We start from the raw sequence: 14,669 nt of genomic DNA on the forward strand, positions 1-14,669 counted from the left end.
AGACCAAATGTATAACTAATTGGTAAAGTTGTTATTACTGTAGAATTTTTTTTAATTCCAAGACTATCTATAATTTTTTTTGAATTATCTTCATAATTTTTATACGATTGTTTAACAAATTTTTTACTCCCGGTAGTTCCAGATGTGGTTAGCAGTACAGACAAATCTTTGTTTAATTTAATCTCACTATTAATATTTTGTTTAAGAATTTTATAATCTTTAAAATCATAAAATATCGTATAACTTTTAGGAATTACTCTTTGTTTTGGTGAAAATATAAAGTTTGGTTTATAATCTTTAATTATATCTACCAAAAAACTTTGAGATATATTCTTATCCAACATTAAAATTACTGATTTTACATTTATCAATCCAACATACGACGAAATTGTTTCGTAATTATTGCCTCCCAATATAAGAATTAATGATCTCTTTTTAATTTTGTCAGTAACATTTTTCGAGTCTTTTAGTAATTTAGAATAAGTAATTACTTCATTTCCATCCAATATGATGGCAGTTCTGTTTTTAAATTCGTTTAACTTCTTAAAGATAGACATTATTTTGTAACTTAAAAATTAAAAGTATAAATGATCTTAGAGCAGCTATATGCGAAATTCTTAGCGCAAGGAGCTTATTTTATAAGTTCGCAAGGAGAAGCTGTTCTTATAGATCCTTTTCGAGAAGTGAAATTCTATCTTGACCTTGCAAAAGAAAATAAAAGTACAATTACATATATATATTCAATTCATTTTCATGCAGACTTAGTAAGTGGTCAAGTAGATCTGGCAAAAGCTACTCGGACTACCGTTGTATTGGAGCCTCAAGTAGAAGGTGAGTTTGTTACAAGTCACAATGAGGTTTGCTCAAATAGCACGGAATTAGATGCAGCAAAAACTTACCATGTGCCTTGTGGAGGAGGATATGGGTCTTTAATATATACATCTATCGCCCGATCAAAACGAATATATATGGCTATATTAAAGAGACAGAATTAGGAACAATTAAATTAATAACTTGAAAATAAACATACATACATGAAAGATATAACAATACAAGAATGGAAATCCCTTATTGCAAATGATGATAATGCAGTTATTTTAGATGTGCGTACACAAGATGAAGTAGATGAAGGCGCTTTAGAGAATTCACTTCACCTAGATATATTTATGGGACAAGGATTTATAGACGAAGTAAAAAAATTAGATACTAAAAAAAATTATTATATTTATTGTCGTTCAGGAAATCGTAGTGGACAAGCTTGTGCTATTATGGGACAACTTGGCTTTGAAAATACCTATAATATGCTAGGCGGTTATACCGCTTGGGTAGAAGATTAATTATATGACACGTTTTATTTTATCCTTATGTATTGTTGTTGTTTGTATCTCTTGTAAAGAAAAATCAACAACACCTCGCGTAGAAATCATTTCTGTTCAAGAGATGAAGGAAGTGCTGAAAGAAGAATCTGTACAGCTTATAGATGTTCGTACGCGTAATGAATATGCGACTAATCATATTAAGAATGCAAAAAACATCGTGTATCAAGGCGATGATTGGGAAGCACAAGTAGCAAATCTCGACAAAGCAAAACCTGTGTACGTATACTGTCAAAAAGGGGGTAGAAGTGCAAAATGCGCATCTTTATTAGAAAAAGCGGGTTTTGAAAAAGTATATGACTTGAATGGAGGGATTTCTCAATGGATATCAGAAGGTAACAGCGTAGAATGACGATTGAAAGTTTTTACGTACAACTACAAACTATATAAAAAAGCGAACATTGACTTTGCTTTTTTAGTTTACAACCAATGTATTTTTTCTTTAAGTCTTTTTAAAAACGGATGGCTAACTGAAAATGAAGCTTTGTGTTTGCAAAACGGAAGGTCTGATTTTCTGTTTTTCCATTGGCAAGGTTGATGTTAAAAATACCTGCTTTTGTCCGTAATCCTGCACCAAGTCCAAAGCTTACTAGTTTTTCTTTTTGATTGGTAATCTCATTTTCAAAATAAGCAAGATCTATAATACTATGCACATAGATACTGGAGTTGAGTACATATCGATACTCTGTGTTTAAGGTGCTTACAAGATTGGCAAAAATACTATTCTCTTCAAAACCTCTTATGCTTGTAATTCCCCCAAACCGATATTGTTCATTGGTAAGATAGGAGTCAGATAGTAAGATTTGTGTTCTGTTTTTAAGATAAATTTGATTGGCTTCATTCAGTTTAAAAATATGACTAGCTATAGCATCTACATTTATTTGCTCTTCTTTAATTTCAGAAGAGACTCTATTTCCAAATTGACTTTCTACGATGAATTCTGTTTTAATAGGGAAGAAAAAATCTGACTGTAGTTTTGAATATCTAAAACCTCCTAAAATTCGTTGTTGTGTGTAATCTTCTATGATTTCATTGGATGTATCTACAGACTCGATAAGATCTTCAGACTGTTTTGATTTATAGCCTAAAGAAACTGTATGATTAGCACTGATTTGATAAAATAAACTCGCCTCTTGGCTATTTTCAGAAAAAGTACTGTCTCTTCTAAATAATGATAATTGTGTTTCAACACCCAGTGGACTCCCAAATAGGTAGGGTAAGGTGGCTTTTACATTTAGTTGTGTCTGATCATCACCATCGCTTTTATAATTTAGTAATAGCGTCTCCCCGTAATTAAGGTTATTGGTCAGGATAAGATCTATATACCCATCCAATTGAAGTCTGTTAGTCTCTTCATTAGTTGCAAATCCTAAAAATCCATCAAAGCGATTATTGACTTTTCTTTCCAAATAAAAATAAATAGTGGTACTATCTTTTGTAAATAATACTTGTGGATCTTTCTTTGAGGTAATAAAGCTAAGAGCATTCAATCGCTCATTTTGTTCTAAGAGCTCTTTTTGATTAAATAATTTTCCTTCTCGGATTCTCGCATAATATTTTACAAACCCTTTTGGTGCTTTTTTGTATCCATTTATAATGATACGATTTGCGTAGCGATTCATATCCTGTTCTATAAAAAGTACACCTTTAAGAGTGTTTGTTGTGTCTTTGGAGAGTGATTTTATTTGAAAACTAGTAAAAGGATTTCCGCTATTTGCAGCTATGGCGGTTAGATTTTCTAATACCGCTTTCGCGAAAGCGGTCTCCACAAGAATACTATCATTCTTAATCTTAATAGCTGCTTTTTTGAGATAGGTATTTACAGATGGATCCTGACCCACATATATTTTGACATATTTATAGTGTTTACCTAGATTCATTTGAGAGGAATAAGAAGAATCACTGTCTTTAGTCCTTTTTTCTGTAATATCTACATAGCCTAATTGAGATAACGTGGTTTTTAGACTGTCTATGGTTTTATATAATGGGGTTAATTCTTTAAATATAGTTGGATACCCAATACTGTCAATTATTTTTGTCTCTGTAGGAGATTCTCCTTTTATAGTGAGGATAAGCTTTTCTTCTTGAGCTGTGCAATAAGAAGTACTCGTTATATATAAGGTAAAAAGCATGTAAATAAAACGTCTCAAACAGATCTAGTTTTTAATGTAAAGCTAACGGTTTTTGAAGGTAAAAAGTGTTTTAAAGGAGATTTAATGAGAAACCCTTTCAAAATAAATGATCTAATATTTGATTACTCTTAAAATAGTTGTACTTTTGCAAGCCCTTAAATGAGGGTTAGTTAATTTATAACAAATTTTAGGTAGAAAGAAATTATGCCAACAATTTCACAATTAGTACGAAAAGGAAGAGTCAAAATAACCAAGAAGAGTAAATCGGCTGCCTTAGATTCGTGCCCACAACGCCGCGGCGTATGTACTCGTGTTTACACGACTACACCTAAGAAACCAAACTCGGCTATGCGTAAAGTTGCGCGTGTTCGTTTAACAAATGGGAAAGAGGTGAATGCATACATCGGAGGTGAGGGACACAATCTTCAAGAGCACTCGATAGTATTGGTTAGAGGTGGAAGGGTAAAAGATTTGCCAGGAGTTAGATATCACATTGTGCGTGGAGCCTTAGACACCGCTGGTGTTGCAGGAAGAACGCAATCGAGATCTAAATATGGTGCAAAACGCCCTAAAAAGTAAATCATCAACACTTTTAAAGAGAAGAAATGAGAAAAAAACAGGCCAAAAAGAGACCACTTTTGCCAGATCCACGTTTTAACGATCAGTTAGTAACTCGATTCGTTAACATGATGATGTGGGACGGTAAAAAATCGGTAGCCTTTAAAGTTTTTTACGATGCAATTGATATCGTAGAAGAAAAGAAAACAGACGACGAGAAAACAGCACTTGAGTTGTGGAAAGATGCATTATCTAATGTAATGCCACACGTAGAAGTACGTAGCCGTCGAGTAGGAGGGGCAACTTTCCAAATCCCTATGCAAATTCGTCCAGATCGTAAGATCTCAACCGCTATGAAGTGGTTAATTGGATTTGCAAGAAAAAGAAACGAAAAGTCAATGGCTTCTAAACTTGCTTCAGAAATTCTTGCTGCAGCAAAAGAAGAAGGTGCTGCTGTTAAGAAGCGTACTGATACGCACAAAATGGCAGAAGCAAACAAAGCATTTTCACACTTTAGATTCTAAGAAATGGCAAGAGATTTAAAATTCACTAGAAATATAGGTATTGCTGCTCACATTGATGCAGGAAAAACTACTACTACTGAACGTATTCTTTATTATACAGGTGTAAGCCATAAAATTGGAGAAGTGCATGATGGTGCTGCAACAATGGACTGGATGGAGCAAGAGCAAGAGCGTGGTATCACGATTACTTCTGCGGCAACTACATGTACGTGGAAATTTCCTTTGGAAAATGCTGAACCGCTTCCTGATACAAAAGATTACCATTTTAATATAATAGATACTCCAGGTCACGTTGATTTTACGGTTGAAGTAAACCGTTCATTACGTGTACTTGATGGATTAGTATTCTTGTTTAGTGCTGTTGATGGTGTTGAGCCTCAATCAGAAACAAACTGGAGACTAGCAGATAATTACAAAGTGCCACGTATTGGTTTTGTAAATAAAATGGACCGTCAAGGGTCTAATTTTCTTGAAGTATGTCAGCAAGTAAAAGATATGCTTGGTTCTAATGCAGTACCTATCGTATTAAATATTGGTGATGAAGAAGACTTTAAGGGAATTGTTGATTTAGTAAAAAACCGTGCTATTGTTTGGCATGAAGAAGGAATGGGAGCAACATTTGATGTTGTTGATATTCCTGAAGATCTTAAAGAAGAGGCAAAAATGCTTCGTGGTAAACTTATTGAAGAAGTTGCTGCGTACGATGAGAATCTACTTGAGAAATATATGGAGGATGAAGATTCTATTACTGAAGATGAAGTGCATGCTGCGCTTCGTGCTGCTGTAATGGATATGTCTATCATTCCTATGATTTGTGGATCTGCATTTAAGAATAAAGGAGTTCAGTTCCTTTTGGATGCAGTATGTCGTTACTTACCTTCTCCTATGGACAAGGAAGGTATTGTAGGTGTAAACCCAGATACAGAAAAAGAAGAATTACGTAAGCCAGATGTAAAAGAGCCTTTTGCGGCTTTAGCATTTAAAATTGCGACAGATCCTTTTGTAGGTCGTTTAGCATTTTTCCGCGCATACTCTGGTCGTTTAGACGCTGGTTCGTATGTGTTGAATAATCGTTCTGGTAAAAAAGAACGTATTTCTCGTATCTATCAGATGCATGCTAATAAACAAAAAGCAATCGATTATATAGAAGCTGGAGATATTGGAGCTGCTGTTGGATTTAAATCTATTAAAACAGGAGATACGCTTTCGGATGAAAAGCATCCTATAATTTTAGAATCTATGGACTTCCCTGATCCAGTAATTGGTATTGCGGTTGAGCCAAAGACGAAGGCAGATGTTGATAAACTAGGTATTGGTTTAGCAAAGTTAGCAGAAGAGGATCCAACATTTACAGTACGTTCAGATGAAGCTTCAGGACAGACCATTATATCTGGAATGGGAGAACTTCACTTAGACGTTATTGTAGATCGTTTAAGACGTGAATTTAAGGTAGAGGTAAATCAAGGTCAGCCACAGGTTGAGTACAAAGAAGCTATTACTGCAGCAGCAGATCATAGAGAGGTGTACAAGAAGCAATCTGGGGGTCGTGGTAAATTTGCAGATATCGTATTTACGATTGAGCCAGCAGATGAAGGCGTAGTTGGTCTTCAGTTTGAATCAGTTATTAAAGGTGGTAACGTACCTAAAGAATTCATTCCTTCAATAGAGAAAGGATTCAAAATGGCCATGGTAAATGGACCTTTAGCTGGTTATGAAGTAGATTCTATGAAAGTAACGCTTAGAGATGGGTCTTACCATGATGTAGATTCTGACCAATTATCGTTTGAACTTGCTGCTAAACTTGGATTTAAAAATTCAGCAAAAGCTGCCAAGGCAGTAATTATGGAGCCTATTATGAAACTTGAGGTAATTACTCCTGAAGAGAATATGGGGGATATAGTAGGAGATTTAAATCGTCGTAGAGGACAAGTGAATGATATGGGTGATAGAGCTGGTGCAAAAACAGTAAAAGCTTTAGTGCCTCTTTCAGAAATGTTTGGATATGTAACTACATTAAGAACATTATCTTCTGGACGTGCAACATCAACAATGGAATTTTCTCACTATGCAGAAACACCTTCTAATATATCAGAAGAGGTAATTGCAGCATCTAAAGGAACAAACTAATTACTAAGGATATGAGTCAAAAAATAAGAATCAAATTAAAGTCTTACGACCACAACTTAGTAGATAAGTCTGCTGAGAAAATTGTAAAGACAGTAAAAACAACTGGAGCTGTAGTAACTGGACCAATTCCACTTCCTACACATAAGAAAATTTTTACAGTACTACGTTCTCCACACGTAAATAAGAAATCTCGTGAGCAGTTTGAGCTTAGCTCTTACAAGCGCTTACTAGATATTTATAGTTCTTCTTCAAAAACGATCGATGCGTTAATGAAGTTAGAATTACCTAGTGGAGTAGAAGTAGAGATAAAAGTGTGATAGGTTGAGTGCGCTTTCGCGAAAGCGTACTCATCTCTATAAAAATGTCCTGAGCTGCGTGCAAAGGAAAAACGGAAAAAATACATTCAGGGTTGAACGTATTTGACCCTGTTTTTTTTGAATAGATTTTTTAATAATTAATATAAATAAATATGTCTGGGTTAATCGGAAAAAAAGTAGGTATGACCAGCATCTTTGACGAAAATGGGAAAAACATTCCATGTACAGTCTTAGAGGTAGGTCCCTGCGTAGTTACCCAAGTCAGAACCACAGAAACTGACGGGTATGAAGCCCTTCAACTTGGTTTCGATGACGCAAAAAAGGCAAACAAAGCTGCTAGCGGTCACGCTAAAAAAGCAGGTACGGTTGCAAAACGCAAAGTTGTCGAGTTTCAAGGATTTGAAGGAAGTTTTAAATTAGGAGATGCAATTACTGTAGATCACTTTGAAGAAGGTGAGTTTGTGGATGTATCTGGTACAACAAAAGGTAAAGGTTTTCAAGGTGTTGTTAAGCGTCACGGTTTTGCCGGGGTAGGACAAGCAACTCATGGTCAACATAACCGTTTGAGAGCTCCAGGTTCTATCGGTGCTGCTTCTTATCCTGCTCGTGTATTCAAAGGAATGCGTATGGCAGGACGTATGGGAGGTGATCAAGTGAAAGTTCAAAATTTAAGAGTTTTAAAAGTAGTTGCAGATAAAAATCTACTTGTCGTGAAAGGATGTGTCCCTGGTCACAAAAACGCTTATGTAACCATTCAAAAATAATGAAAGTAGCAGTTTTAGATATTAAAGGAAAAGAAACAGGGAGAGAGGCAAACCTTTCTGATGCTGTTTTTGCTATTGAGCCTAACAATCATGCTGTATACTTAGACGTTAAGCAATATCTTGCTAACCAACGTCAAGGAACTCATAAGGCAAAAGAGAGAGCTGAAATTTCAGGATCTACTCGTAAGATTAAAAAACAAAAAGGAACTGGTACAGCCCGTGCAGGTAGTATTAAGTCTGGTGTGTTTAAAGGAGGAGGAAGAATGTTTGGTCCTAGACCAAGAAATTATTCGTTCAAACTTAATAAAGGAATGAAAAGATTGGCACGTCGTTCAGCACTTTCTCTAAAGGCTAATGATAAGGCAATTACAGTCGTAGAAGACTTTAATTTTGAAACTCCAAAGACTAAAGATTTTATTAGCTTTCTTAAGGCATTAGGTCTTGAGAATAAAAAATCATTGATAGTGTTGGGAGAGTCAAATAATAATGTATATTTGTCGTCACGCAATTTAAAGGGCTCTGAAGTTATAACAAGTTCAGAATTAAGTACTTATAAGATTATGAATGCTAATAATCTTGTGTTTATTGAAGGTTCTTTAGAAGGTATTGAGACTAACTTAGCTAAATAAGAGACATGAGTATTTTAATAAAACCTGTTATTACGGAAAAAGCTACGATGGATAGTGAGGTGAATAACCGCTATACTTTCGAAGTAAGTATGAGAACAAATAAGGTTGAAATTAAGAAAGCGGTTGAGTCTGCTTATGGTGTTTCAGTTGAGAAAGTTCGAACAATGAATGTCCGTCCAGATCGCAAATCTCGTAATACGAAATCTGGGGTTATTACTGGTAAAACAAATGCAATCAAAAAAGCAATTGTACAGTTGGCGGAAGGTGATACAATAGATTTTTATAACAACATTTAATTTTTTAAAATGTCAGTAAGAAAACTAAAACCTATCACTCCAGGGCAGCGATTTAGAGTTGTAAATGGTTTCGACCAGATTACAACTGATAAGCCAGAAAAGAGCCTTTTGGCTCCAAGAAAACGCTCAGGAGGTAGAAACAACACAGGAAAGATGACCGTACGCCAGCTTGGTGGAGGTCATAAAAGAAGGTATCGTATTATTGATTTTAAACGTAACAAGGAAGGAATTCCTGCTACAGTAGATTCAATTCAATATGATCCAAACAGAACTGCATTTATTGCGCTTCTTAACTATCAAGATGGTGAAAAGCGTTATGTGATAGCTCAAAACGGTCTTCAGGTAGGTCAAAATCTAGTCTCTGGTTCTAATGTAGCTCCAGAAATTGGGAATGCAATGCCACTTTCAGATATTCCATTAGGTACTATCATTTCTTGTATAGAATTGCGTCCAGGACAAGGGGCTGTTATGGCTCGTAGTGCTGGTGCTTTTGCACAATTAATGGCACGTGATGGTAAGTTTGCAACGGTTAAATTACCGTCAGGCGAAACAAGATTGATTCTTGTTACTTGTATGGCAACTATCGGAGCAGTATCTAATAGTGATCATCAATTGCTTGTATCTGGTAAAGCGGGTAGAAGCCGTTGGTTAGGAAGAAGACCTCGTGTACGTCCAGTAGTGATGAACCCTGTTGATCACCCAATGGGAGGTGGAGAAGGTAAGTCTTCTGGAGGACATCCTCGTAGTAGAAACGGTATACCTGCTAAAGGTTATAGAACGCGTTCTAAGACGAAATCGAGTAATAAATATATTGTAGAACGTAGAAAGAAATAATAAGATATGGCACGTTCATTAAAAAAAGGACCTTACGTTCACTATAAGTTAGAAAAGAAAGTTGCTGCAAACGTTGAAGGCAATAAAAAGACTGTGATTAAAACATGGTCTAGAGCTTCAATGATTACCCCAGATTTTGTGGGGCAAACAATAGCAGTACATAATGGTCGCCAATTTGTTCCAGTATACGTTACTGAAAACATGGTAGGGCATAAATTAGGAGAATTTTCACCAACACGTTCTTACAGAGGACATGGTGGTGCAAAAAATAAAGGTAAAAAATAATTGAAGTCATGGGAGTTCGTAAAAGAGAATCAGCAGAAGCGCGCAAGGCAGCTAATAAGCAAATTGCCTTCGCGAAATTGAATAACTGCCCGACTTCACCTCGTAAAATGCGTTTAGTAGCAGATATGATACGCGGCGCAAAGGTGGAGAGAGCACTTCAATTGTTAAAGTTTAGTAATAAGGAAGCATCTCGTAAAGTTGAGAAGCTTGTTCTTTCTGCCATTGCAAACTGGGAGGCAAAGAATGAAGATGCGAGTCTTGAAGACGCAGACCTTTTTATTAAAGAGATCAAAGTGGATAGTGGAGCGATGTTAAAAAGACTTCGTCCAGCACCACAAGGTCGTGCACATAGAATAAGAAAACGTAGTAATCACGTAACAGTCGTGCTTGCTGCAAACGATAACACACAAAGCAATTAATTAGATGGGACAGAAGACAAATCCAATCGGAAATCGCCTAGGAATTATCAGAGGATGGGAATCTAACTGGTACGGTGGTAACGACTACGGTGATAAACTTGCCGAAGACGATAAGATTAGACGATATATTCACGCTCGTTTAAGTAAAGCTAGTGTGTCACGTGTAATCATTGAGCGTACGCTTAAACTTGTAACCGTTACTATCACTACTGCTAGACCTGGTATCATTATCGGAAAAGGTGGTCAAGAGGTAGACAAGTTAAAAGAAGAGCTTAAGAAGATTACTGAAAAAGAAGTACAAATTAATATCCATGAAATCAAACGACCAGAACTTGATGCGTTCTTGGTGGGATCTAGTGTTGCTCGTCAGATTGAAAGTCGTATTTCTTTCCGTCGTGCAATTAAGATGGCAATTGCGGCTGCAATGCGTATGAATGCAGAGGGTATTAAAATCCAAATTTCTGGACGTTTGAATGGTGCTGAAATGGCACGTTCTGAGTCTTATAAAGATGGACGTATTCCTTTATCAACATTTAGAGCCGACATAGATTATGCTTTGGTTGAAGCTCACACTACGTATGGTAGATTGGGTATCAAAGTATGGATTATGAAAGGTGAAGTATATGGCAAAAGGGAACTTTCTCCGTTAGTTGGTTTGCAAAAGAAATCAGGTAAAGGTGGTTCGGGTAAAGATAACCGCGGATCTCGCCGTAGAAAGTAATTTTTTAAAAGAACAAGAAAATGTTACAGCCTAAAAAAACAAAATTTCGTAAGCAGCAAAAGGGTCGTATGAAAGGTCTCTCTCAAAGAGGGCACACACTTTCAAATGGAACTTTTGGAATTAAGTCAACAGACTCTAGTTTCATTACTGCTAGACAAATAGAAGCAGCTCGTATTGCCGCAACACGTTACATGAAAAGAGAAGGTCAATTATGGATCAAAATCTTTCCGGACAAGCCTATTACTAAAAAACCTCTAGAGGTACGTATGGGTAAGGGTAAAGGTGCTGTAGAATATTGGGCAGCTGTAGTGAAACCTGGACGCATATTGTTTGAAGTAGGTGGAGTGCCTGAGCCAGTGGCTAAAGAAGCACTCAGACTTGCGGCGCAAAAGCTTCCTGTGAGAACAAAGTATATTGTAGCTAGAGACTTTTCAGCTGAATAAATTATAAGATAATGAAACAATCAGAAGTAAAAGGATTATCTGTAGCGGAATTACAAGAAGAACTTGGAAAAGCTAGAAGATCTTATTCAGATCTTAAAATGGCACATACAATTTCTCCATTAGAGAATCCTATTCAATTGCGTGCTTTAAGACGTACTGTCGCAAGAATAGCAACTGAATTAACTAAAAGAGAACAATAACGCTGCTTAAGATGGAAAAAAGAAATTTAAGAAAAGAGCGTATTGGTGTAGTAACTAGTAACAAGATGCAAAAATCAATTGTTGTGTCTGAGGTTAAAAAAGTAAAACACCCTATGTATGGTAAATTCGTTTTAAAAACGAAGAAATACGTAGCACACGACGAAACAAACGACTGCAACGAAGGAGATACTGTTAGGATTATGGAAACTCGTCCTATGAGTAAATCAAAATGTTGGAGATTAGTAGAAATCATTGAAAGAGCTAAGTAATGTTACAGCAAGAATCAAGATTAAAAGTAGCAGATAACACAGGAGCAAAAGAAGTTTTGACAATCCGTGTGTTAGGAGGTACTAAGAGAAGATATGCTTCTGTAGGGGACAAAATAGTGGTGTCTGTAAAAGATGCAACTCCCAACGGCCAGATTAAAAAGGGAGCCGTATCTACAGCAGTAGTTGTGCGTACTAAGAAAGAAGTGCGTCGTCCAGATGGATCATATATTCGTTTTGACGATAACGCTTGTGTTCTTTTAAACGCTCAAGGCGAAATGCGAGGAACTCGTGTTTTTGGACCAGTAGCAAGAGAACTTCGTGATAAACAATTCATGAAGATTGTATCATTAGCACCTGAAGTGCTTTAATACATAAGAAGATGGCAAAACTTAAAATTAAATCAGGAGATACCGTTCGTGTTACGGCTGGAGCCCAAAAAGGGAAAGAAGGTAAGGTAGCTAAGGTATTTACAGATAAAAATAAAGTTATCGTAGAGGGTGTAAACATGGTTAAAAAACATGAAAAGCCTAGTGCTGCAAATCCTCAAGGTGGTATTAAAGAAAAAGAAGCACCTCTTCAAATTTCTAATGTGTCTTTAATAGACAAAAACGGTAAAGCTACTCGTGTAGGTTTCCGTATGGAAGGAGATAAGAAGGTTCGTTTCGCTAAAACAACAAACGAAATCATATAGTCATGGGATACGTACCAAGATTAAAACAAGAGTTTAAAGACCGAATAACGGCCTCTCTTACAGAAGAATTTGGCTATAATAACATTATGCAAGTTCCTAAGCTTAATAAGATCGTTGTATCTAGAGGTGTAGGAGCTGCTGTTGCTGATAAAAAATTGGTAGAAAATGCAGTGGAAGAACTTACCCTAATAACAGGGCAAAGAGCTATCGCTACCATTTCAAAGAAAGACGTTGCTTCTTTTAAGCTACGTAAAGGAATGCCAATAGGAACAAAAGTAACTTTACGTGGGGAACGTATGTATGAATTTCTTGATAGATTGATTACATCTGCACTTCCACGAGTAAGAGACTTTGGAGGAATAAATGCTACTGGATTTGACGGTAGAGGTAATTATAGTATGGGAATTACTGAACAAATTATCTTTCCTGAGATTAATATCGATAGAATTAAGAAGATTGAGGGTATGAATATTACCTTTGAAACTTCTGCAGCTACCGATAAGGAAGCAAAATCATTGTTAACAGAACTAGGGTTACCTTTCAAAAAGAATTAATTATGGCTAAAGAATCAATGAAAGCCCGTGAGGTGAAAAGAGCAAAGACAGTAGCTAAGTATGCAGAAAAACGCAAAGCTTTAAAAGAAGCTGGCGATTATGAAGCTTTACAAAAGTTGCCTAAAAATGCCTCTCCTATCCGTCAGCACAACCGTTGTAAGTTAACAGGTCGTCCAAGGGGATATATGAGACAATTTGGTCTTTCTCGTGTTACATTCAGAGAAATGGCAAACCAAGGTCTTATACCAGGTGTTAAAAAAGCTAGTTGGTAAATTGAATATAAACTGGTGGAAGGTTTTGCTTTCGCGAAAGCAATAAAGTAAAAAACCACTGCTGAAAAATAGATAAATGAATACAGATCCAATTGCAGATTTTCTAACTAGAATTAGAAATGCAGCTGCAGCAAATCACAGAGTCGTTGAGATTCCAGCATCAAACTTGAAAAAGGAGATGACTAAAATCTTATTTGACCAAGGTTACATTTTAAGTTACAAATTTGAAAAAGGTACATCTCAAGATACTATCAAAATTGCTTTGAAGTATGATGGGAATACAAAAGAATCTGTAATAAGAGATATTCAAAGAATAAGTAAACCTGGTTTACGTAAATACGCTTCATCTTCAGATATACCTCGTATATTGAATGGTTTGGGTATTGCTATTGTCTCTACTTCGAAAGGAGTAATGACAGGAAAGCAAGCGCATCAAGCGAATGTAGGTGGCGAAGTACTTTGTTACGTTTACTAATCAGTTAAAAAGACAAAGAAATGTCAAGAATAGGTAAAAGTCCAATTACAATTCCAGATGGTGTTACTGTAAACGTAGCTGAAGGGATTGTAACCGTAAAAGGAAAATTAGGTGAACTTACACAAGAGTTTTCAGAAATTACTATAAAAGTAGAAGACGGAACAATAACTCTTGAAAGACCTTCTGATAAAAAAGATGTTAGAGCTAAGCACGGTTTGTATCGTTCGCTTATTTTTAATATGATTGAAGGAGTGTCAAAAGGATGGACCAAAGAATTAGAGCTTATTGGAGTAGGATATCGTGCAAGTAATCAAGGGCAAAAATTAGATTTAGCTGTTGGTTTTTCTCACAACATCGTTTTAGAGATAGCTCCAGAGGTAAATGTGGAAACTGTATCTGAAAAAGGTAAAAATCCAATCGTAAAATTAACTTCTTACGACAAACAATTAGTAGGGCAAGTAGCTGCAAAAATACGTGCTTTCCGTAAGCCTGAACCGTATAAAGGAAAAGGTATTAAGTTTGTTGGTGAGATTATTAGAAGAAAAGCAGGTAAATCTGCATAATACATAGGTTATGGCATTATCAAAAAGTGAAAAAAGAAATAGAATTCATTTGAGAATTCGTAAGACTATTTCTGGAACTGCAGAGCGCCCTAGACTCTGTGTATATAGAAGTAATAAAGAGATTTACGCACAGATAATTGATGATTTATCTGGTAAAACTTTAGGCGCTGCTTCTTCTAGAGACAAGGGAATTGCATTAGGTTCTAGTAAATCTGAAACA

General features: G+C 36.0%; 26 protein-coding genes. 24 read left to right on the forward strand and 2 right to left on the reverse strand.

The window, feature by feature from the left end; translation table 11 throughout:
- The coding region (locus tag Q0505_RS03835; protein ID WP_299209031.1) for an AMP-binding protein at window positions 1-557 on the reverse strand (557 nt) is incomplete at its 3' end.
- A 30-nt stretch (window positions 558-587) separates the two neighbouring features.
- On the opposite strand from Q0505_RS03835, the gene Q0505_RS03840 reads away from it, so the two are divergent.
- Genes Q0505_RS03840 through Q0505_RS03850 form a run of 3 tightly spaced genes read left to right on the forward strand, consistent with a single transcriptional unit; the run spans window position 588 to window position 1,728 of the window.
- The gene (locus Q0505_RS03840; RefSeq protein ID WP_299209034.1) at window positions 588-995 is read left to right on the forward strand and encodes a hypothetical protein; all 408 of its coding nucleotides are present in this window, start codon (window positions 588-590) and stop codon (window positions 993-995) included.
- A 39-nt stretch (window positions 996-1,034) separates the two neighbouring features.
- Window positions 1,035-1,337, forward strand: a complete 303-nt coding sequence (locus Q0505_RS03845) for a rhodanese-like domain-containing protein (RefSeq protein WP_299209037.1) — start codon at window positions 1,035-1,037, stop codon at window positions 1,335-1,337.
- A 4-nt stretch (window positions 1,338-1,341) separates the two neighbouring features.
- Window positions 1,342-1,728: a rhodanese-like domain-containing protein gene (locus Q0505_RS03850; protein ID WP_299209039.1), complete on the forward strand. Its 387-nt coding sequence runs from the start codon at window positions 1,342-1,344 to the stop codon at window positions 1,726-1,728.
- Window positions 1,729-1,828: 100 nt separating this feature from the next.
- Here Q0505_RS03850 and Q0505_RS03855 read toward each other — a convergent pair whose 3' ends face one another.
- On the reverse strand, window positions 1,829-3,526 hold the full coding sequence (locus Q0505_RS03855; protein ID WP_299209042.1) for a BamA/TamA family outer membrane protein: 1,698 nt from the start codon (window positions 3,524-3,526) through the stop codon (window positions 1,829-1,831).
- Between the two features lie 186 nt (window positions 3,527-3,712).
- Here Q0505_RS03855 and rpsL point away from each other — a divergent pair, with 186 nt between their 5' ends.
- The 21 genes from rpsL to Q0505_RS03960 all read left to right on the forward strand — a co-directional run.
- Complete coding sequence (gene rpsL / locus Q0505_RS03860; RefSeq protein WP_299209045.1) at window positions 3,713-4,087, forward strand: 30S ribosomal protein S12; 375 nt, start codon at window positions 3,713-3,715, stop codon at window positions 4,085-4,087.
- Window positions 4,088-4,113: 26 nt separating this feature from the next.
- A complete protein-coding gene (gene rpsG, locus Q0505_RS03865; protein WP_299209048.1) occupies window positions 4,114-4,590 on the forward strand; it encodes a 30S ribosomal protein S7 in 477 nt (158 codons plus the stop codon).
- Window positions 4,591-4,593: 3 nt separating this feature from the next.
- Complete coding sequence (fusA, locus tag Q0505_RS03870) at window positions 4,594-6,717, forward strand: elongation factor G (protein WP_299209051.1); 2,124 nt, start codon at window positions 4,594-4,596, stop codon at window positions 6,715-6,717.
- Window positions 6,718-6,728: 11 nt separating this feature from the next.
- Window positions 6,729-7,034, forward strand: coding sequence for a 30S ribosomal protein S10 (gene rpsJ, locus Q0505_RS03875; RefSeq protein WP_013073266.1), 306 nt, complete (start codon window positions 6,729-6,731; stop codon window positions 7,032-7,034).
- A gap of 152 nt (window positions 7,035-7,186) precedes the next feature.
- Window positions 7,187-7,798, forward strand: a complete 612-nt coding sequence (gene rplC / locus Q0505_RS03880) for a 50S ribosomal protein L3 (RefSeq protein ID WP_299209055.1) — start codon at window positions 7,187-7,189, stop codon at window positions 7,796-7,798.
- Complete coding sequence (gene rplD, locus Q0505_RS03885) at window positions 7,798-8,427, forward strand: 50S ribosomal protein L4 (RefSeq protein ID WP_299209058.1); 630 nt, start codon at window positions 7,798-7,800, stop codon at window positions 8,425-8,427. The genes rplC and rplD overlap by 1 nt, the downstream gene beginning before the upstream one ends.
- A gap of 5 nt (window positions 8,428-8,432) precedes the next feature.
- Entirely contained in the window at window positions 8,433-8,723 is a 291-nt protein-coding gene (gene rplW / locus Q0505_RS03890; RefSeq protein WP_299209061.1) for a 50S ribosomal protein L23, read from the forward strand.
- 9 nt (window positions 8,724-8,732) lie between these two features.
- A complete protein-coding gene (rplB, locus tag Q0505_RS03895) occupies window positions 8,733-9,557 on the forward strand; it encodes a 50S ribosomal protein L2 (RefSeq protein ID WP_299209064.1) in 825 nt (274 codons plus the stop codon).
- Between the two features lie 6 nt (window positions 9,558-9,563).
- On the forward strand, window positions 9,564-9,842 hold the full coding sequence (rpsS, locus tag Q0505_RS03900) for a 30S ribosomal protein S19 (protein ID WP_299209067.1): 279 nt from the start codon (window positions 9,564-9,566) through the stop codon (window positions 9,840-9,842).
- A gap of 8 nt (window positions 9,843-9,850) precedes the next feature.
- Entirely contained in the window at window positions 9,851-10,261 is a 411-nt protein-coding gene (rplV, locus tag Q0505_RS03905) for a 50S ribosomal protein L22 (RefSeq protein WP_299209070.1), read from the forward strand.
- Window positions 10,262-10,265: 4 nt separating this feature from the next.
- Window positions 10,266-10,982 (forward strand): 30S ribosomal protein S3, encoded by a 717-nt coding sequence (gene rpsC / locus Q0505_RS03910; protein WP_089373246.1) that lies wholly within the window; start codon window positions 10,266-10,268, stop codon window positions 10,980-10,982.
- 20 nt (window positions 10,983-11,002) lie between these two features.
- The gene (gene rplP / locus Q0505_RS03915) at window positions 11,003-11,425 is read left to right on the forward strand and encodes a 50S ribosomal protein L16 (protein ID WP_299209080.1); all 423 of its coding nucleotides are present in this window, start codon (window positions 11,003-11,005) and stop codon (window positions 11,423-11,425) included.
- Between the two features lie 11 nt (window positions 11,426-11,436).
- Window positions 11,437-11,625 (forward strand): 50S ribosomal protein L29, encoded by a 189-nt coding sequence (gene rpmC, locus Q0505_RS03920; protein ID WP_299209083.1) that lies wholly within the window; start codon window positions 11,437-11,439, stop codon window positions 11,623-11,625.
- A gap of 11 nt (window positions 11,626-11,636) precedes the next feature.
- Window positions 11,637-11,894 (forward strand): 30S ribosomal protein S17, encoded by a 258-nt coding sequence (gene rpsQ / locus Q0505_RS03925; RefSeq protein WP_089373243.1) that lies wholly within the window; start codon window positions 11,637-11,639, stop codon window positions 11,892-11,894.
- Window positions 11,894-12,262 carry a 50S ribosomal protein L14 gene (gene rplN, locus Q0505_RS03930; RefSeq protein ID WP_013751332.1) on the forward strand — a complete coding sequence of 123 codons (369 nt, stop codon included), beginning with the start codon at window positions 11,894-11,896 and terminating at the stop codon, window positions 12,260-12,262. The genes rpsQ and rplN overlap by 1 nt, the downstream gene beginning before the upstream one ends.
- Window positions 12,263-12,273: 11 nt before the next feature.
- A complete protein-coding gene (gene rplX / locus Q0505_RS03935) occupies window positions 12,274-12,585 on the forward strand; it encodes a 50S ribosomal protein L24 (RefSeq protein ID WP_299209091.1) in 312 nt (103 codons plus the stop codon).
- Window positions 12,586-12,587: 2 nt separating this feature from the next.
- Complete coding sequence (gene rplE / locus Q0505_RS03940; protein ID WP_299209094.1) at window positions 12,588-13,139, forward strand: 50S ribosomal protein L5; 552 nt, start codon at window positions 12,588-12,590, stop codon at window positions 13,137-13,139.
- Window positions 13,140-13,141: 2 nt separating this feature from the next.
- On the forward strand, window positions 13,142-13,411 hold the full coding sequence (gene rpsN, locus Q0505_RS03945) for a 30S ribosomal protein S14 (RefSeq protein WP_299209097.1): 270 nt from the start codon (window positions 13,142-13,144) through the stop codon (window positions 13,409-13,411).
- Window positions 13,412-13,487: 76 nt separating this feature from the next.
- Window positions 13,488-13,886 carry a 30S ribosomal protein S8 gene (rpsH, locus tag Q0505_RS03950; protein ID WP_299209100.1) on the forward strand — a complete coding sequence of 133 codons (399 nt, stop codon included), beginning with the start codon at window positions 13,488-13,490 and terminating at the stop codon, window positions 13,884-13,886.
- Window positions 13,887-13,906: 20 nt separating this feature from the next.
- On the forward strand, window positions 13,907-14,449 hold the full coding sequence (gene rplF, locus Q0505_RS03955; protein WP_299209103.1) for a 50S ribosomal protein L6: 543 nt from the start codon (window positions 13,907-13,909) through the stop codon (window positions 14,447-14,449).
- Between the two features lie 10 nt (window positions 14,450-14,459).
- A partial coding sequence (locus tag Q0505_RS03960) for a 50S ribosomal protein L18 (RefSeq protein ID WP_299209105.1) occupies window positions 14,460-14,669 on the forward strand: 210 nt, incomplete at its 3' end.

Source organism: uncultured Dokdonia sp., assembly GCF_937910895.1.
In the GTDB taxonomy this organism is placed as follows: Bacteria; Bacteroidota; Bacteroidia; order Flavobacteriales; family Flavobacteriaceae; genus Dokdonia.

Bases quoted from the DNA above. Each gene is read 5' to 3' on its own strand.
- Q0505_RS03840 (WP_299209034.1), top strand. From the start codon at position 588: ATGATCTTAGAGCAGCTATATGCGAAATTCTTAGCGCAAGGAGCTTAT.
- Q0505_RS03845 (WP_299209037.1), top strand. From the start codon at position 1,035: ATGAAAGATATAACAATACAAGAATGGAAATCCCTTATTGCAAATGAT.
- Q0505_RS03850 (WP_299209039.1), top strand. From the start codon at position 1,342: ATGACACGTTTTATTTTATCCTTATGTATTGTTGTTGTTTGTATCTCT.
- rpsL (WP_299209045.1), top strand. From the start codon at position 3,713: ATGCCAACAATTTCACAATTAGTACGAAAAGGAAGAGTCAAAATAACC.
- rpsG (WP_299209048.1), top strand. From the start codon at position 4,114: ATGAGAAAAAAACAGGCCAAAAAGAGACCACTTTTGCCAGATCCACGT.
- fusA (WP_299209051.1), top strand. From the start codon at position 4,594: ATGGCAAGAGATTTAAAATTCACTAGAAATATAGGTATTGCTGCTCAC.
- rpsJ (WP_013073266.1), top strand. From the start codon at position 6,729: ATGAGTCAAAAAATAAGAATCAAATTAAAGTCTTACGACCACAACTTA.
- rplC (WP_299209055.1), top strand. From the start codon at position 7,187: ATGTCTGGGTTAATCGGAAAAAAAGTAGGTATGACCAGCATCTTTGAC.
- rplD (WP_299209058.1), top strand. From the start codon at position 7,798: ATGAAAGTAGCAGTTTTAGATATTAAAGGAAAAGAAACAGGGAGAGAG.
- rplW (WP_299209061.1), top strand. From the start codon at position 8,433: ATGAGTATTTTAATAAAACCTGTTATTACGGAAAAAGCTACGATGGAT.
- rplB (WP_299209064.1), top strand. From the start codon at position 8,733: ATGTCAGTAAGAAAACTAAAACCTATCACTCCAGGGCAGCGATTTAGA.
- rpsS (WP_299209067.1), top strand. From the start codon at position 9,564: ATGGCACGTTCATTAAAAAAAGGACCTTACGTTCACTATAAGTTAGAA.
- rplV (WP_299209070.1), top strand. From the start codon at position 9,851: ATGGGAGTTCGTAAAAGAGAATCAGCAGAAGCGCGCAAGGCAGCTAAT.
- rpsC (WP_089373246.1), top strand. From the start codon at position 10,266: ATGGGACAGAAGACAAATCCAATCGGAAATCGCCTAGGAATTATCAGA.
- rplP (WP_299209080.1), top strand. From the start codon at position 11,003: ATGTTACAGCCTAAAAAAACAAAATTTCGTAAGCAGCAAAAGGGTCGT.
- rpmC (WP_299209083.1), top strand. From the start codon at position 11,437: ATGAAACAATCAGAAGTAAAAGGATTATCTGTAGCGGAATTACAAGAA.
- rpsQ (WP_089373243.1), top strand. From the start codon at position 11,637: ATGGAAAAAAGAAATTTAAGAAAAGAGCGTATTGGTGTAGTAACTAGT.
- rplN (WP_013751332.1), top strand. From the start codon at position 11,894: ATGTTACAGCAAGAATCAAGATTAAAAGTAGCAGATAACACAGGAGCA.
- rplX (WP_299209091.1), top strand. From the start codon at position 12,274: ATGGCAAAACTTAAAATTAAATCAGGAGATACCGTTCGTGTTACGGCT.
- rplE (WP_299209094.1), top strand. From the start codon at position 12,588: ATGGGATACGTACCAAGATTAAAACAAGAGTTTAAAGACCGAATAACG.
- rpsN (WP_299209097.1), top strand. From the start codon at position 13,142: ATGGCTAAAGAATCAATGAAAGCCCGTGAGGTGAAAAGAGCAAAGACA.
- rpsH (WP_299209100.1), top strand. From the start codon at position 13,488: ATGAATACAGATCCAATTGCAGATTTTCTAACTAGAATTAGAAATGCA.
- rplF (WP_299209103.1), top strand. From the start codon at position 13,907: ATGTCAAGAATAGGTAAAAGTCCAATTACAATTCCAGATGGTGTTACT.